The organism is Niallia sp. FSL R7-0271 (assembly GCF_038005785.1).
GTDB lineage: Bacteria > Bacillota > Bacilli > Bacillales > Cytobacillaceae > Niallia.
Genome location: NZ_JBBOTZ010000001.1, coordinates 1,944,082 through 1,959,771 on the forward strand (window position 1 = coordinate 1,944,082; position 15,690 = coordinate 1,959,771).

Genomic DNA, 15,690 nt, shown 5'->3' on the forward strand with positions numbered 1-15,690 from the left:
AATCATATGAAAATATTGTAAAGTTAAACTAAATTATGCATATCAATCCTTAAATTGGTAACGATAGGGTTATACATATTAAGGAGTTGAAATGGATGGAAGAGAAGATGAATGAACCGACTGGCGAAGACTTGTTAACAAATCGCCAAGGTCATCCTGTAACAGACAACCAAAATGTAAGAACCGTTGGCAACCGAGGGCCAACCACATTGGAGAACTATGATTTTTTAGAAAAGATTACGCATTTTGACCGCGAAAAAATCCCTGAAAGGGTTGTTCATGCAAGAGGTGCTGGTGCACATGGTTATTTTGAGTCATACGGCACTGTTGGTGATGAACCTATTTCTAAATACACACGTGCAAAAATTTTCCAAGAAAAAGGCAAGCAGACACCGCTGTTTATCCGTTTTTCCACTGTAGTTCATGGAGTCCATTCTCCAGAGACATTGAGAGATCCACGTGGGTTTGCCATTAAGTTTTATACAGAAGATGGCAACTGGGATTTAGTCGGGAATAATTTAAAGATTTTCTTTATCCGCGATCCGCTTAAATTCCCAGATATGGTTCATTCCTTCCGACCAGATCCTGTTTCAGGATTGTCTGATCCTGAAAGAATGTTTGACTTCCTTGCATTGACACCAGAATCGATGCATATGATTACCTTTGTATTTTCACCATGGGGCATTCCTGCCAATTACCGGCAAATGCAAGGCTCTGGAGTGCATGCTTATAAATGGGTGAATGCAGAAGGCAAAGCTGTGCTTGTAAAATATCATTGGGAGCCTAAACAAGGTATCAGAAACTTAACGCAAAAAGAAGCAGATGAAGTTCAAGCGAAAAATTACAGCCATGCAACACAGGATTTATATGAAGCAATTGAAAAAGGCGATTATCCTGAATGGGAGCTTTATGTGCAAATCATGGAGGATGGAGAGCACCCAGAATTGGATTTTGATCCGCTTGATCCTACAAAGCTTTGGTATAAAGAGGACTACCCTTGGCTTCCAGTCGGCAAAATGGTCTTGAACAAAAATCCAGAGAACTACTTCACAGAAGTGGAACAATCGGCTTTTGGAACAGGCGTAATCGTCGACGGAATGGACTTTTCCGATGATAAGCTCCTGCAAGGCAGAACTTTCTCTTACTCCGATACACAGCGACACAGAGTGGGAACAAATTATCTGCAATTACCTATCAACAGACCGAAAAAACATGTTGCTACTAATCAAGAAGGCGGACAAATGGACTTCCGAACAGAATTCGGCAAACACCAAAATCCGCATATTAATTATGAGCCTTCTGTAATCGGCGGCTTAAAAGAAGCAGAAAATCCAGGCAAAGAGCATGAACCATATGTGGAAGGCAATGTAAAAAGGGAAAAAATCTCTCGTGAAAATAACTTTGGACAAGCTGGCGAAACTTACCGAAGATTTACGGATTTTGAAAGAGATGAGCTTATAAGCAACTTATCCTCCGCACTTGCAGCTTGCCGTACAGAAATTCAAGAGAAAATGATCGACATGTGTACAAAGTGTGATGAAGATTACGGAAAACGGATTGCAGAAGCAATCCAGAAAATAACAGAAACTAGAGTTGATCAAATGGAAGATGCTGTGCAAACAGCAGAAGATGTGTCACATCCTTCTGATCCTTATTAATATCATTGCCTGCTGTGTTTATGACAGCAGGCTTTTTCAATGTGTTGTTTTGTTGACATAAATCCAAATATATGGTATTAAATAATCGTTAGCACTCTGAAGCTTAAAGTGCTAAACTGGACTACATATTATTCTTACTTTTGAAAGGAGCTATTATTTAATGGTCGAAACAAAAGAATTCAAAGCCGAATCGAAAAGGCTGCTCGAAATGATGATTAACTCTATCTACTCACAAAGAGAGGTTTTCTTAAGAGAGCTGATTTCCAATGCCAGTGATGCAATTGATAAAATCTATTACAGAGCATTGTCAGATGAAGCCATTACCTTCCATAAAGAAGATTATTATATAAAGATAAAAGCAGATAAGCAAAATCGGACATTGACGATTACGGATACAGGCATCGGGATGACGAAGGAAGAATTGGAGAATAACTTAGGAACAATTGCTAAAAGCGGTTCTCTGGCCTTTAAAAATGCAAATGAGCTGAAAGACGGCCATGATATTATCGGCCAATTTGGAGTAGGTTTTTATGCGGCGTTTATGGTAGCAGATGTTGTCACAGTTACATCAAAATCCCTTGACAGTGACACTGCCTACAAGTGGCAATCAAAGGGTGCGGATGGCTACACAATCGAGGAAACGGCAAAAGAACAGGTTGGAACGGAAATTGTCTTATCATTGAAGGAAAACAGTGAAGATGACCAATACGACGAATTTTTAGAAGATTACCGTTTAAAGCAAATCATCAAAAAATATTCAGACTTTATCCGCTATCCAATAAAAATGGATGTGACTACATCTGCTCCAAAAGAAGGAACAGAGGATGAGTTCGATGAGTTTGTCGAAGAGCAAACTATCAACAGCATGGTGCCAATTTGGAGAAAAAACAAAAGTGAGCTTACAGACGAGGATTACCAGCGTTTCTATGAGGACAAACGTTATGGTTTTGACAAGCCTTTGTCACATCTGCATGTAAGTGTAGATGGATCGATTCGCTATAATGCTATTTTGTATATTCCAGAAAAGACTCCGTTTGACTATTACTCTAAAGAGTACGAAAAAGGACTTGAACTATATTCCAATGGCGTCTTAATCATGGAGAAGTGTGCCGATCTGCTCCCTGATTATTTCAGCTTTGTGAAAGGACTCGTAGATTCTGAGGATTTATCCTTGAATATATCACGAGAAATGCTGCAGCATGACAGACAGCTGAAAAAAATCGAAAAAAATATTACTAAAAAAATTAAAAGTCAATTAAAAGCGCTGCTAAAGGATGAGAGAGAACAATACGAAGCATTTTTCGAATCATTCGGAAGACAGCTTAAATATGGCGTGTACAGTGACTTTGGTGCCAACAAAGAAATGCTGCAGGATTTACTGCTGTTCTATTCTTCCACAGAGAAGAAGCTCGTATCCTTAGATGAATATCTATCGAGAATGCCAGAGGAGCAAAAATACATTTACTATGCAACGGGAGATTCTATCGACAGAATAAGCAAGCTTCCACAAACAGAAGCAGTAGCGGAAAAAGGCTATGAAATACTTTACTTCACAGATGATATTGATGAATTTTCCATCAAGATGCTGCGTGTTTTTAATGACAAAGAATTTAAATCCGTTTCTGCAAGTGATCTTGGGATTGATGAGGATAATAAAGACACAGCAGATGCTGAGGAAGAAAACAAACCATTGTTAGACTTTATGAAGGAAGCTCTTAGCGGCAAGGTCAAGGATGTTAAAATATCTACACGCCTTAAGTCTCATCCAGTCTGTTTATCAACAAGCGGCGAATTGACGATTGAAATGGAAAAGGTTCTTAACTTGATGCCTGACAGCCAAGGCGTCCAGGCAGAAAAGGTGCTTGAAATTAACAAGAACCACACTGTCTTTCAATCATTAAAAACAGCGTTAGAAGCAGATAAAGAGAAGCTTAGCCTTTATACGAATCTGCTGTATAATCAAGCATTGCTGATTGAAGGACTTCCAATTGAAGACCCAGTTGACTTCACTAATAATATTTGCAAAATCATGGATTAATATAAAGTTATAAGCAGCCTGTCTTGCAGGCTGTTTTTAACTGCATTAAATATTGACAAAATATTATTTTTGTGATATTATTAAATATTTTATATTTGACTGAATCCCCTGAATATACCATAATGAAATAGTAAAATAACGGTAAAGGGGAGAAAACAAGTGACTGTAAATTGGAATATAAGAGCATTAGAGATTAATCTTGGCGGCTTTACTATTTTTCCTACACTGATTTGGAATGAAAAGACGGCGATATTAGTCGATACTGGGATGCCAGGCTTGCTTCCTGTATTTAAAAATGAAATGTCAAAACTAGATGTTCCTTTTGAAAGGCTGTCAGCAATTATCCTAACACATCAAGACCTAGACCATATCGGCAGTCTGCCTGAATTGACAACAGTAAACCCTAATTTGTCTGTATTTGCTCATGAAGTGGAAAAACCTTATATAGAAGGAGAACTCCCCCTTATTAAGATGAACGGTGAAAATATGACAGCAGAAAAATGGGCGGCTATTCCAGATGCTTTGAAGCCGTTTTATGAAAACCCGCCATCAGCGAAAGTGACAAATACTCTTGAAGACGGTGCTGAGGTAGAGGGATTTCCTGGCATTGAAGTCATTGCTACACCTGGTCATACACCTGGCCATGTGAGCCTTTATGTTAAACAAACAAAAACATTGATTGCTGGTGATGCACTGACTTGTTCGGACGGCAACTTACTAGGACCAGCACCTCAGCATACATTGAATATGGATGAAGCACTAGCATCTGTTGCAAAACTTTTAAACTATGATATTGAAACAGTCATCTGCTATCATGGCGGTATCGTATCAGGAAAAATATTGCAACAATTAACAGAAATTATAGGTAAGTAAAAAAACAGGACAGGAAAACATGTTTTCCTGTCCTGTTTTTTTGTTATTGATATTTTTGCAGCGGTTTATCGGCAGGGCCTTCCAGCACTTCGCCATCATAAGAGAATCTCGAGCCGTGACACGGGCAATCCCATGATTTTTCCCCATTATTCCAAGCGACCTCACAGCCAAGATGGGTGCAGGTTGTATCAACCATATGAACATTGCCATCAGTGTCTTTATAACAGCCGATTTTTTTTCCGTTTATGCGGAGAATGGATGCTTCATCTGGAGACAATTCCTCCTCATCGCTGGCAGGTTTCAGCTTTCCGCCAATAAGATGCTTTGCAACATCTAAATTTATGCTGATGAATTTTCGCAAAGATGGGTCAGAATAAAAACGGGAAGGAGCATACAACTCCTCGTATGGATTTTGTTTACCTTCAACCATATCAACAAGCAACAAAGCTGCTGCTATCCCGTTTGTAATGCCCCATTTCCGATAGCCTGTGGCTACATAAATCGAGTCATGCCCCTTTTTAATAAGTCCTACATATGGGATCTTATCAAGTGTAATCAAGTCTTGTGCCGACCATTCATAATATACCTTTTCACTGTTAAGAACCTCTCGTCCAAACGCTTTAAGTGCTTCATAATGCTTAGTAGTATCTTCATCCTGTCCCGTTTTATGGCTGTCTCCGCTAATTAAAATTAATCTTTTGCCGTCATGTGACACCGGACGGAGCGATCTTGAAGGAGTATCAGCACTGTAGTACATACCGCCAGGATATTTATCTGCTTCCTCCACAGCAACGACATAAGATCTTTTTGGATACATACGGGCAAAATAAAAGCCATTTGCATCATAAAAAGGAAAGTGAGAGGCGCTGATTACCTTATCTGCATGTACCTTGTAGCCGTCCCTAGTAACTACTGCTTTTTTCTCCTGTTGTTCCTCCACATCTGTTGCTGTTGTCTGTTCAAATATTGTTACATTATCCATTTTATCTAGTAATTCTTTGAAAAACAGAAGTGGGTGGAATTGATACTGATTTTTCATTACTAATGCGGCCTTCACTTCAATTGGAAAAGGTATGGACTCACGCAGTTCACAATCTATGCCAATTTCTTTGTAGGCAGCATGCTCTTTCATTACCTTATTTTCATATTCATCAGATACTGCATAAAGGATAGCATCATGTTTCTCTAGTCCACAGTCGATATTTAATTGTTCAGCTGCTGTTTTTATAAATTCCATGGCGTTATGATTTGCTTCATAATAGAGCTTCGCTTTTTTTAATCCCATGTTTTGCTTTAATTCATCATAAATAAGTCCATGCTGCGCCGTAATTTTTGCTGTCGTGTATCCTGTTGTTCCACTCATCAAGCTATCAGCTTCCAGCAGTGTGACACGACGTCCTTTTTTTCCAAGTAAATAGGCGGCAGTTAAACCAGTAATACCTCCGCCGACAATACAAATCTCTGTTTCATGATCGTTAGTGAGCTTAGGAAAGGAAGGAAGTTTAACTGTATCCCTCCATAATGATTCATGCTTGTCCATAACCATCCATCTCCTTACTATGTCTTTTCCTTCTATGTTTCCCAAAACAGGAAATAAAAAACATTAATATCCTACCAGGAAATAAGTCGTATTCCTTGAAAGCTATACTGCTCCAAGTTATAGTAAAATAGCACTATTTTAGATTTATTATTTAAAGTTGATGAAATTAGAACGATAAACGACTAGACAAAGAGATGAACAGGAGGAAATGAATCGTGGTTTGTGATGTTTGTAAACCGAGTACTAAAGGCTATAGTGTCTTCTTTCCAGATGCTCACTCAATGAACGTGCTCCTTAAATATTTAAAGGGCAGCTCGCCTGATGCATTCAAAATCGTGAATACTTGCACAGTCTGGCTACTAGAACCAATCTTTTTTTCTTTTGTCGATTACGCAGCTGTACACCTCGGCGAATACGGAATAACAGCTGCAGAAGCTGATATATGGAATCCGGATAAAAATAAGAGCAGAAAAAAACCAATTCATCTATTCACAGAAGAAAGGGAGGCTGCTTGGATAGATCAGGTTATAGAAGAAAACAGGATTATCACACATTATCAGCCAATTGTCCGGATAGAAGACAGCAAACCGATAATTTATGGACATGAGCTGTTATCAAGAGGACTTGATGAATACGGGGCAATAATCCCTCCTAATAAACTGTTTGAGGCAGCGAGCTTGCGCAACCGCGTATTTTCATTAGATCGAGCCTGCCGTCTCCAATCTGTCCGCAATGCAGGCGTTGTAAAAAATAAGCTTGTTTTTATTAACTTTATCCCGACAGCTATTTATGTACCGGAGCACTGTCTTGCAAGTACATTTGCTTTAATTAAGGAACTTGGTGTGAAGCCATCACAAGTAGTATTTGAAGTAGTTGAAACAGATGACGTGCAAAATCTCGATCATTTAAAGTCTATTCTTGCTTATTATCGAAAACATGGTTTTAAGTATGCACTTGACGATGTGGGAACAGGCTATAACCAGATAGACAAATTGGAAAAAATGGAACCTGACGTTGTGAAGCTTGCGATTGAATATGTAAATGGTGTGAGCAAAGATTCACAGAAGCAACAGTTAGCACAAGAGGTGCTAATTCGCAGCAAAAGAATCGGTGCGCTCGCGCTCGCTGAAGGTGTTGAGCATATGGAAGACTTTCACTTTCTACAGGAAATGGGTTATGATCTGTTTCAAGGTTATTTATTTTCAAAACCTGCACAAAAACCGATGAGTGACACAGAGCTGATAGAAACGTTAAAGGAACATGAGAATATATTGACATTAACTTCATAATATGATTAAATAAAATCCAAATATTATATTTCAAAACTTATCCAGAGAGGTGGAGGGAACTGGCCCTATGAAACCTCGGCAGCGGGTTCATCTTACGAGATGAATACTGTGCCAATTCCAAGGACGCGATTATTCGGTCTTACAGATAAGAGGAAGAAATGCATGGTTGCACGAACTAAGTGTATGAATGATACAGTCCTCTTCTGTCAAGAAGAGGACTTTTTTATTTCCTTCCTATAAAAGACGAAAATCGAATAGTAACAGGAGGCAGAAATAATGGGGTTTGACAACGCTCAATATAGTGACGAAAAAGACTTGCTGATTGAAAAGCTGATTGCACTCGGTATATATAAGAAGGAATCACTGCACCTTTTTGAATTATCGGTCTCAGAGCTAGAAGAAGTGTATGAGAAAGCAGCTTGTGACAATCAGTGTTAAATATGCCAGGCATATCTGTTTCAACTTGTGCCTATAAAATAGTAGAATGGAACAGGATTAATAAAAAGGCTGGTGCCCAAAAATGAACAGGATGGCAAAATATATAACAGCAATCCTAATATGCATATTGATCGGATTATCTTCCAGATATACAGCCTTTTATCCGCAAGTGATCCAATCCCATCTTGGTGATGTAATCTGGGCTAGTATGATTTATTTTGGTTTAAGGCTCTTTGTTAAGAAAAATCATTATCTATTTTCCATCCTGCTCGCACTGTTATTTTGCTGGCTGATTGAATTTAGTCAATTATATCAAGGAGATTGGCTGGTTGAAATCCGTAATACATTGCTTGGTGGACTTATCCTTGGGAAGGGTTTTCTGTGGATTGATTTACTTCGTTACACAGTCGGAGTAGCACTGGCATATTTGGTGGATCGGAATCTTTTGCATAAGCAAGCTGCCTAGTTGATCTTTTAAAAATTTGGCAGTTATTTTCTGATTTGTGTTTTCATTATTTTACGATATAATAGTGATTGAGTTTTTTAACAGTCAAAGGCATTATGCCGCTTAATATTAGATCGGAGAGGTTGTAGCCCCCCTCTTAAAAAAAACTAAGAAGAAGCAGCACTTCTATCTTGGAGTGCTGTTTTTTTTTGGTAATTGGGCATTAGTTGTAATGGTAGAAAGGGAGTATTTTTAATTATGTTAAGAGATGAAAAAGCAGTTGTTGTATTCAGCGGAGGCCAGGACAGCACTACATGCCTGTTTTGGGCTTTAGAAACATTCAAAGAGGTAGAAGCTGTTACCTTTAATTATAATCAAAGACACAAAGCAGAAATTCAATGTGCAATTGATATTGCTGCAGAGGTTGGTGTGAAACATCATATTCTAGATATGGAATTATTAAATCAGCTGGCACCGAACGCATTGACTCGAAGTGATATTGAAGTGAAAGAAGGCGAAAATGGGGAGCTTCCTTCTACATTTGTTCCAGGCAGAAATCTTGTCTTCTTGTCTTTTGCGGCTATTTTAGCAAGCCAAATTGGTGCAAAGCATATCATTACAGGCGTTTGTGAAACAGATTTCAGCGGATATCCTGATTGCCGGGATTCCTTCATTAAATCCCTTAATGTAACACTTAATCTTTCCATGGACACATCCTTTGTCATTCATACACCTTTAATGTGGCTGGATAAGGCGGAAACTTGGAAGCTTGCAGACGATTTAGGCAGACTGGACTATGTGAGAGAAAAGACGTTGACATGCTATGAAGGAGTAATCGGCGACGGCTGTGGAGAATGTCCTTCATGCTTGCTTAGAAAAGCAGGACTAGATAAATATCTTGAAGGAAAGAAAGAGGCACATGTATAATGGACACTAATTTCTTCGGCTTTCGAATTGTGGAGAACCTGCAGAAAATCGGCCAGGACATAAAAAAAGAAGAGTTGAATTATCATCAGAAAAGAGTGCTAATCTCCAAGGAATTTACTTTCGATGCTGCACACCATCTTCACTGTTATGAAGGAAAATGCAAAAATCTACATGGGCACACATATAAAGTTATTCTAGCAGTGAGCGGTTTAACAAATGATATCGGACTTGTCATTGACTTTGGTGATCTGAAAAACATTTGGAAGGAAAAAATAGAAGTATATCTCGACCACCGCTATCTAAATGAAACACTGCCGCATATGAATACAACTGCAGAAAACATGGTTGTGTGGATGTATGAAAAATTAAATGAAGAATTAAAAAAATACAATAATGACAGCCAAAAGCTGAGAGTAGAGTATATCAAGCTATATGAGACACCTACGAGTTTTGCAGAAGCAAGAAGGGAATGGATGGGATGAGCAAAATACCGGTGCTAGAGATTTTCGGGCCGACAATCCAAGGAGAAGGGATGGTTGTGGGCAGGAAAACAATGTTTATCCGCACTGCCGGGTGCGATTATCGCTGTTCGTGGTGCGATTCTGCTTTCACATGGGATGGCACAGGAAAAGATGATATTATCCAAATGACAGCAGAGGAAATTTGGGAACGATTATCTGAATTAGGCGGAGATCGCTTCGACCATGTCACTATTTCAGGGGGGAATCCAGCCCTGCTGACAAACCTTCGCCATTTCATTGAGCTGGCAAAGCAAAAAAATATCCAGTTGGCTTTAGAAACACAGGGAAGCAAATGGCAAGACTGGTTTGAGCAAATTGATGATCTGACCATTTCGCCTAAGCCGCCAAGCTCTGGAATGAAAACAAATTTCGCCATTTTAGATGACATCACCACGAAATTGTCAGATGCAAACAGCTTGTTCAGTTTGAAGGTGGTTGTTTTTGATGAAGCAGACTATGAATATGCTATTCATGTTCATCAACGCTACCCAAATGTGCCTTTTTATTTGCAAGTAGGCAATGATGACATTACAAATGGCAATAATGAAGAATTGCTGCAAAAGCTGTTAACGAAATATGAATGGCTGATTGACCTCACTATGAACACGAGTGAAATGAATGACGTTCGCGTTCTTCCGCAGCTTCATGCATTGGTTTGGGGAAATAAAAGAGGCGTTTAGACTATAAATACCTAGTTTTACTGATAAATATAAGGTTCAATATAACTATTAATATGGACAAATTTCCTTTTTTGGACACAATATTATCTTACTATCGGAGGAATTTGTAGAATATAATCGAAAAAAAGCGGGAAACAATGTATAATAAATTATTAGAATAGTAGATTCTAACAAGAGGGAGGATCTGATAAGTAATGGAATGGACTTTAGCCATTTTATTTATTGCTGCAGTGGTGCTGTTATTTGCTTCCACAATCAGAAGCCGTAAAACAGCAAAAGCAGAACAAAGGGAAATCGATATGATTCACCTTTCTGTTACGGAAGAGCTGACACAGCTGCAGACACAAGTTCGCAATCTAGAGCTCGATATAGAGATCATTGAAAAAGAATCTGGCGTTCGATTAGCATTAGCTGATCGCGTTAAATTAAGAGAAGTTTTAGACTTGCACCGTCGCAAATATTCCATTGAAACAATTGCCGGCCAAAAAAAGCTGTCAGTTGAACAAGTGGAAAAAATGCTTGCTCCTTATATTATGGAGAAAGAAGAAAGGAGATCTGTTGTAAATGAAGCCTAGTACCATAAGCAGTTTTGCAGCAGGTTTACTTTTAGCGGCAGCCATTAGCAGTGTTGCCTATTATGTGACTAAGGAAGATACACCAAAAGCAGCAGAACCTGCAACAACTGCTGTGACAGAGGATACAAATACAGAAGCGGTTAAAACACCGACTGTTGAAGAGATGGAAGAACTACTCGCTTCCTCCGGCTATGTTGTACAAACAAAAGAAGAAGCTGAAAAGACAGAAACGCAATGGCAGGAAAAAGTCGATGCTGCTAAAAAATCAGCAAGTGAAGATACAGAGAGCAATGGTGATGTTGTCTATCGCACTAGCATATATGTATCAAACGGGATGACAAGTATTGATGTTGGAAACGCCTTGAAAGATGCTGATATCATTAAAATGAGCGGCTTCGAATTTTCTAAAGAAGTAGAGAAAAAAGGTGTCGAAAAATACTTGAAGCCTGGCTCATATAAAATCGACAGCTCCATGTCTACAAATAAAATTATATCTACTATTTTCCAAAAACAATAAAAGCAAAAAAATCACTTATGCATACAGCATAAGTGATTTTTTTATTGCCATAGGTGGGAAGCCAAACCGTTTTCGTTCCATTCCATAAAATGCTAGGAGGAAGCTTTATTATGGAAGGTGAAAAGATGAAAAGAAATAAAAGGAGCAGGGGATTTTGCCTGCCAGGCGGTTATCGATACTGTGGCCCAGGCTGCAGCGGCCCAGGAGCGCCAATCAACTACGTAGATTCATGCTGTAAAAAACATGATGATTGTGTAGCAAGATACGGCTCAAGCTGCAGATGTGACGAGCTGTTAATTGAATGCGTGCAAAGAAAAACGAATGAAAGAACACACGAAGGAAGCACTGCCAGACTTATCTCTGGCTTCATGAAACTGCGCACTGATTTGAATTGTGCAAAGCCAAGACGGACACAACGCCGAAGATAAAGGCGTTGTGTTATTTTTGGATTGGAAAAGAAAACATTTCCTGTAAATGCTGCTTATCCCGGTAAGAGCGATAAGCAACAAGGATTTGGTCATCCATCGAAGCATCCAACTGAAGAATATAGTCACTTTTTTTCTCTAAATAATAATGTATTCCCTCTGCCTCTAAAACATAGAAATGATAAAAATCTCCTAATAAGAATTGAGTGGCTTTTTTTGTATCTTGATGTGTTTCAATATAGTCTGCTAAGCCGATGACAGATATAGTTGCACCTTCTTTGTTTGCAAGCATGCTGTTGCGTACCGTTTCTGCTGTCTGCGTCAATGTATTTTTAGCTTTAGCGAACATAGTTCCTAAAATATTACTCATTGTCTGCCTCCAAAAATAATAGTAGTAAGGATAGTATGCACGCTATAAATTACTGTTATCCTTGCAGCAAGCAGTTTAAAGCGGAAACAAAAAAAGGGCCTTTCATAGCCCTTTTTTAAGAAAAATTAAATGTAAATAAAACGAAAGCAAATGCTGCGACCCAAATAATAGGAATTAAGTTAATAATAATGGCAGTTTTTTTTCGTTTGTTTCTGAATATCCACGAAAGAATCGTACAGACAATAAAGGCAACTGGATACAAGCTGACAATTAAGACAAATAGAATATTATAAAAGCTGAATCCTCCATCAAAGCTCATAAAAGAAAGTCCCCATATCGGCAGCCAAGGTATGAGACATAGTAAATAAATAACTTGTAAAATGACCAAATAAATTTTCATATTTCCCCCCTGTGTTTTTATGTCTATTACTCCTCATTATAGGAAGGAGCGCGGTGTTTCACATCATTCAAAAGGCTCGTGTTTCAAACAGCCCTAACATGCCTTAAGACTCTAGTATGATTACGATTTGTTGATAGGCTTGATGGGTGGAACGCACACCTTCTGAGAAGACTTTTTATTTTTTTCATCTAGTGCAACATACGGCTTGAGCTGCTTTTGTTTTGCGTGCTCGTTTTAGATGGATCAAGATATCCTCTTGAGTGCCTTTTTTTAGAAATGGCCAAAAATTTTTAGCAGCTAAAGCTAGCTGTTGGAAGTACTCACTATATGCTGTATCTATCGTAGCTTATAATAATTAGGTAAAATAGTCTATATAATTCCATGAAAAATTGGTATGTTACAGGTAAGTAAGTCCTGTAACATACCAGTATTTGATTATGCGCTCCACAATACTTCTGTTAATTTGCTGTCAAACAGGTTTGTGTCAATATTACAGGTTTCAGCATTTATTCCATACTGCCAGCCGTATGCCAACGATCCTTCAGGTGCGTCGACATCAAAATCAGGTGCTTCTTGTTCTGTGGTGATACCGATGCTTGGCGATGCTGACCAAATAAAGGTATCATCCTTTACTTCTTGTTTATTTTGAGCAGCTTCGTTGAAGGAATCTACTAAATCACTGCCATTGTCAAACACGCCATATATGGCTGGCTCGAAATTAGAAGCAGTTATTTCATCATACCACCCTTCAATAAAGGCAGCATCGACTGGGTAAGTCGGTTCAATATCTGCAAATATTGCTACTCCATCTGGTGTTCCTAATTCATTTGCAAGATCAATCGCTTCCTTCGCTTCATTGACTCCATTATCATATCCTGTTGCATCAGTAAAGCCGTTGTGTATAAGCAAAACGTCTGCATCCTTTTCATGAATTAAGTCGATTTGCTCATTTGTTAAACCAGCAGAAACACCTTCATTGTGGCCCAAATAGCGGGCTACCACTTTAGGATTACCGAAGTTCTCATTCACACAAGCATAGAATTCATCTGTAGATGCACTGGCAGAGTCTATGCCCCAAATATAGGCAGGTTTTTCCTTTGAAGAACTTGCATTATTATTAGCTGATTCTTCCTCGCTTCCTGCATTTTCGTTATCGTTATTCTCCTTGCTGTCGTTTTCTGCGTTTGTCTCTTTGCCTGACGTTGTAATACCATTTGTAACTTCGACATTAACTTGAAGCTGAATATTGTTTATCAGATTATTTTCAATGGTTGTTGGCCCAGTACTGTTTACCTCATTGTTGATTGTATTATTTAAAGTAGCTGTTAAGCTGCCGTTTAAGAGACTCTCCAGTTTATTTGTCAGTTTCACTTCTGCTTCATCGCTGATAGAGTTAGTTATATTGTTTTTAATATTTGCGTCTTTATTTTCCACTTCATTCTGAATCGAACTCTCAATTTCCGCTTTAGCTTGGCCGCTTACATTGTTTTCAATATTATTAGAAACTGAAAGACTAGAGCTGCTTTCTGCTTCGTTTTGTTGCTCTGACTCAGTTGCAGAGCTATTATTAGCCTTTGTTTCAGAGCTATCAGCCACTGCAGCACTATTAGAATTTTCATATATAAATGCACCGATGCCCATTAACAAAATCAATAAAGCTGAAGCTGTAATGATTAAATATCTTTTCCAATTCATCGTATCACACCTTCCTTTATCCCTCTTAACTACAATATGTTGAATTACAACCATTTGTTCGGGCTTGTCCAGGAAGTAAGTTATCGATTATTCACAAAGCCTCTCGTATAGGATAAAGCGAAAGGGGGAAGCTAAAAAAAATATCTAGTAGGTGAAAAAAATGCTGTTTTCTATTTTTTTCTTTTTTGCATGGCTAATTACGGCCATCTTTTATCTGCAAAAAAAGGTGATATCAAAAGGGGAAAATATGATTATTTTTCTAATCATGCTTGTTGTCAGCATCCATTGGAATTGGATTATTTACGAGGAGCTTGTTTTAGTGAAAATTGCGGATACAACACAAGCATATACGGCTTTTTTGTTGTTTCGGACGATAATTACACCAGTAGCGGCAATTATTTATATAAACATCATCCTGACAAAAACGACTAGATTAAAAACCATTTTCGTTACATTAGGAGGAGCGCTGTGTTTATTCGCTTTAATTTTGTTGGCACTCGCAGGTAATTTGATTGAAACAAAGCAGTGGAATCTAAGTCTTGATTATATTTATTTTGTCCTTTATTTTTGCGGTGCTTTAGTAATTCATTATTTCTACCAGTCCATTATTCAAAAAGAAGGTAAAACGGTATGAAATTAATCGGAACATTTGATATGAATGAAATTGCTTTGCTGATTTTCGTCGGAGTCACATACGCGATTATGGTTATCTTGCCAAAGGTGCTGTCAACAGAACTGACTATATTAAGTATTGTTTGGGGGTTCACAATCGGGGTGGTGTTCGATTTCACCATCGGTGGCGGCCGGCTTGATTATTATAGAGTGAATGATATTAATCATTATGAGCTGTTTGACTTTGTGTACTATATGCTGTTTGTACCGTTCGGTTATTGCTTTAATTACTTCTATGAAGTGCTGCGGATACGGGGTCTATTTAGCATTTTGTATATTGTCGTTTGGGCAGGTATTGGTATTGGAGCACAATTTGTATTTAGCCTGCTGCATATTATCACCTTGCAAAATGGCTATAAACTTGTCCATTCTCTTCCCGTTTTTCTGATTATCCAAACTGTCACCGCATTTATTTATGCTTATATAAAAAAGGAAGAGCAGAAAAGCAAAAGCAAGGAAAATGAATAGGGGGTAGTTTGTTAAACTTTTCGAAGATATCCAATTGGATATCTTTTTTTTATAAAAACAATAATTTAAACAGTAAATATGCCGTTAGCAACTGTTCTTTTCTTGTCTAGAAGCCCTTCATCACTAATTTTCACAAAAATTTCAAATAATCATATATTA

General features: G+C 38.2%; 18 protein-coding genes and 1 riboswitch. Of the genes, 14 read left to right on the forward strand and 4 right to left on the reverse strand.

Features of this window, described 5'->3' with window-relative positions:
* Positions 1–95 precede the first annotated feature (95 nt).
* The 3 genes from MKX82_RS09970 (at position 96) to MKX82_RS09980 (ending at position 4,569) form a co-directional block, all read left to right on the forward strand.
* Complete coding sequence (locus MKX82_RS09970) at positions 96–1,658, forward strand: catalase (RefSeq protein WP_233313861.1); 1,563 nt, start codon at positions 96–98, stop codon at positions 1,656–1,658.
* Positions 1,659–1,818: 160 nt separating this feature from the next.
* Positions 1,819–3,696: a molecular chaperone HtpG gene (htpG, locus tag MKX82_RS09975; RefSeq protein WP_233313860.1), complete on the forward strand. Its 1,878-nt coding sequence runs from the start codon at positions 1,819–1,821 to the stop codon at positions 3,694–3,696.
* A 159-nt stretch (positions 3,697–3,855) separates the two neighbouring features.
* Positions 3,856–4,569: an MBL fold metallo-hydrolase gene (locus tag MKX82_RS09980; RefSeq protein ID WP_341076828.1), complete on the forward strand. Its 714-nt coding sequence runs from the start codon at positions 3,856–3,858 to the stop codon at positions 4,567–4,569.
* Between the two features lie 43 nt (positions 4,570–4,612).
* Here MKX82_RS09980 and MKX82_RS09985 read toward each other — a convergent pair whose 3' ends face one another.
* The gene (locus MKX82_RS09985) at positions 4,613–6,109 is read right to left on the reverse strand and encodes an FAD-dependent oxidoreductase (protein WP_341076830.1); all 1,497 of its coding nucleotides are present in this window, start codon (positions 6,107–6,109) and stop codon (positions 4,613–4,615) included.
* Positions 6,110–6,324: 215 nt separating this feature from the next.
* On the opposite strand from MKX82_RS09985, the gene MKX82_RS09990 reads away from it, so the two are divergent.
* From MKX82_RS09990 to MKX82_RS10030, 9 genes are all read left to right on the forward strand, one after another.
* A complete protein-coding gene (locus tag MKX82_RS09990; protein WP_341076832.1) occupies positions 6,325–7,398 on the forward strand; it encodes an EAL domain-containing protein in 1,074 nt (357 codons plus the stop codon).
* 34 nt (positions 7,399–7,432) lie between these two features.
* Positions 7,433–7,550, forward strand: a riboswitch (SAM riboswitch).
* 124 nt (positions 7,551–7,674) lie between these two features.
* Positions 7,675–7,836, forward strand: a complete 162-nt coding sequence (locus MKX82_RS09995) for a Fur-regulated basic protein FbpA (protein WP_233313856.1) — start codon at positions 7,675–7,677, stop codon at positions 7,834–7,836.
* An 82-nt stretch (positions 7,837–7,918) separates the two neighbouring features.
* Entirely contained in the window at positions 7,919–8,302 is a 384-nt protein-coding gene (locus tag MKX82_RS10000) for a ribosomal maturation YjgA family protein (RefSeq protein ID WP_251646079.1), read from the forward strand.
* Between the two features lie 237 nt (positions 8,303–8,539).
* A complete protein-coding gene (gene queC, locus MKX82_RS10005) occupies positions 8,540–9,208 on the forward strand; it encodes a 7-cyano-7-deazaguanine synthase QueC (protein WP_233313854.1) in 669 nt (222 codons plus the stop codon).
* Positions 9,208–9,690, forward strand: coding sequence for a 6-carboxytetrahydropterin synthase QueD (queD, locus tag MKX82_RS10010; RefSeq protein WP_341076838.1), 483 nt, complete (start codon positions 9,208–9,210; stop codon positions 9,688–9,690). The genes queC and queD overlap by 1 nt, the downstream gene beginning before the upstream one ends.
* On the forward strand, positions 9,687–10,409 hold the full coding sequence (queE, locus tag MKX82_RS10015; protein WP_341076840.1) for a 7-carboxy-7-deazaguanine synthase QueE: 723 nt from the start codon (positions 9,687–9,689) through the stop codon (positions 10,407–10,409). The genes queD and queE overlap by 4 nt, the downstream gene beginning before the upstream one ends.
* Before the next feature lie 194 nt (positions 10,410–10,603).
* Positions 10,604–10,984: a hypothetical protein gene (locus tag MKX82_RS10020; protein ID WP_233313851.1), complete on the forward strand. Its 381-nt coding sequence runs from the start codon at positions 10,604–10,606 to the stop codon at positions 10,982–10,984.
* Entirely contained in the window at positions 10,974–11,501 is a 528-nt protein-coding gene (locus tag MKX82_RS10025) for an endolytic transglycosylase MltG (protein WP_233313850.1), read from the forward strand. Before MKX82_RS10020 ends, MKX82_RS10025 begins: the two co-directional genes overlap by 11 nt.
* Positions 11,502–11,611: 110 nt before the next feature.
* Positions 11,612–11,929, forward strand: a complete 318-nt coding sequence (locus MKX82_RS10030; RefSeq protein ID WP_233313849.1) for a Parvovirus coat protein VP1-like protein — start codon at positions 11,612–11,614, stop codon at positions 11,927–11,929.
* A 10-nt stretch (positions 11,930–11,939) separates the two neighbouring features.
* Here the strand turns inward: MKX82_RS10030 and MKX82_RS10035 are convergent, their stop codons facing one another.
* The 3 genes from MKX82_RS10035 to MKX82_RS10045 all read right to left on the reverse strand — a co-directional run bounded on the left by MKX82_RS10035 (position 11,940) and on the right by MKX82_RS10045 (position 14,391).
* A complete protein-coding gene (locus MKX82_RS10035) occupies positions 11,940–12,296 on the reverse strand; it encodes a hypothetical protein (RefSeq protein WP_233313848.1) in 357 nt (118 codons plus the stop codon).
* A gap of 115 nt (positions 12,297–12,411) precedes the next feature.
* Complete coding sequence (locus MKX82_RS10040) at positions 12,412–12,696, reverse strand: hypothetical protein (protein ID WP_233313847.1); 285 nt, start codon at positions 12,694–12,696, stop codon at positions 12,412–12,414.
* A gap of 435 nt (positions 12,697–13,131) precedes the next feature.
* The gene (locus MKX82_RS10045) at positions 13,132–14,391 is read right to left on the reverse strand and encodes a glycoside hydrolase domain-containing protein (RefSeq protein ID WP_341076846.1); all 1,260 of its coding nucleotides are present in this window, start codon (positions 14,389–14,391) and stop codon (positions 13,132–13,134) included.
* A 160-nt stretch (positions 14,392–14,551) separates the two neighbouring features.
* Here MKX82_RS10045 and MKX82_RS10050 point away from each other — a divergent pair, with 160 nt between their 5' ends.
* Positions 14,552–15,025 (forward strand): hypothetical protein, encoded by a 474-nt coding sequence (locus MKX82_RS10050; protein WP_341076849.1) that lies wholly within the window; start codon positions 14,552–14,554, stop codon positions 15,023–15,025.
* Positions 15,022–15,531, forward strand: a complete 510-nt coding sequence (locus MKX82_RS10055; RefSeq protein ID WP_233313844.1) for a hypothetical protein — start codon at positions 15,022–15,024, stop codon at positions 15,529–15,531. Before MKX82_RS10050 ends, MKX82_RS10055 begins: the two co-directional genes overlap by 4 nt.
* The last annotated feature ends 159 nt before the right edge of the window (positions 15,532–15,690 follow it).

What these genes read in the sequence shown, in the direction of transcription:
- MKX82_RS09970 (WP_233313861.1), top strand. Translation starts at nt 96, where the DNA reads ATGGAAGAGAAGATGAATGAACCGACTGGCGAAGACTTGTTAACAAAT.
- htpG (WP_233313860.1), top strand. Translation starts at nt 1,819, where the DNA reads ATGGTCGAAACAAAAGAATTCAAAGCCGAATCGAAAAGGCTGCTCGAA.
- MKX82_RS09985 (WP_341076830.1), bottom strand. Translation starts at nt 6,109, where the DNA reads ATGGACAAGCATGAATCATTATGGAGGGATACAGTTAAACTTCCTTCC.
- MKX82_RS09995 (WP_233313856.1), top strand. Translation starts at nt 7,675, where the DNA reads ATGGGGTTTGACAACGCTCAATATAGTGACGAAAAAGACTTGCTGATT.
- MKX82_RS10000 (WP_251646079.1), top strand. Translation starts at nt 7,919, where the DNA reads ATGAACAGGATGGCAAAATATATAACAGCAATCCTAATATGCATATTG.
- queC (WP_233313854.1), top strand. Translation starts at nt 8,540, where the DNA reads ATGTTAAGAGATGAAAAAGCAGTTGTTGTATTCAGCGGAGGCCAGGAC.
- queD (WP_341076838.1), top strand. Translation starts at nt 9,208, where the DNA reads ATGGACACTAATTTCTTCGGCTTTCGAATTGTGGAGAACCTGCAGAAA.
- queE (WP_341076840.1), top strand. Translation starts at nt 9,687, where the DNA reads ATGAGCAAAATACCGGTGCTAGAGATTTTCGGGCCGACAATCCAAGGA.
- MKX82_RS10020 (WP_233313851.1), top strand. Translation starts at nt 10,604, where the DNA reads ATGGAATGGACTTTAGCCATTTTATTTATTGCTGCAGTGGTGCTGTTA.
- MKX82_RS10025 (WP_233313850.1), top strand. Translation starts at nt 10,974, where the DNA reads ATGAAGCCTAGTACCATAAGCAGTTTTGCAGCAGGTTTACTTTTAGCG.
- MKX82_RS10030 (WP_233313849.1), top strand. Translation starts at nt 11,612, where the DNA reads ATGGAAGGTGAAAAGATGAAAAGAAATAAAAGGAGCAGGGGATTTTGC.
- MKX82_RS10035 (WP_233313848.1), bottom strand. Translation starts at nt 12,296, where the DNA reads ATGAGTAATATTTTAGGAACTATGTTCGCTAAAGCTAAAAATACATTG.
- MKX82_RS10040 (WP_233313847.1), bottom strand. Translation starts at nt 12,696, where the DNA reads ATGAAAATTTATTTGGTCATTTTACAAGTTATTTATTTACTATGTCTC.
- MKX82_RS10045 (WP_341076846.1), bottom strand. Translation starts at nt 14,391, where the DNA reads ATGAATTGGAAAAGATATTTAATCATTACAGCTTCAGCTTTATTGATT.
- MKX82_RS10050 (WP_341076849.1), top strand. Translation starts at nt 14,552, where the DNA reads ATGCTGTTTTCTATTTTTTTCTTTTTTGCATGGCTAATTACGGCCATC.
- MKX82_RS10055 (WP_233313844.1), top strand. Translation starts at nt 15,022, where the DNA reads ATGAAATTAATCGGAACATTTGATATGAATGAAATTGCTTTGCTGATT.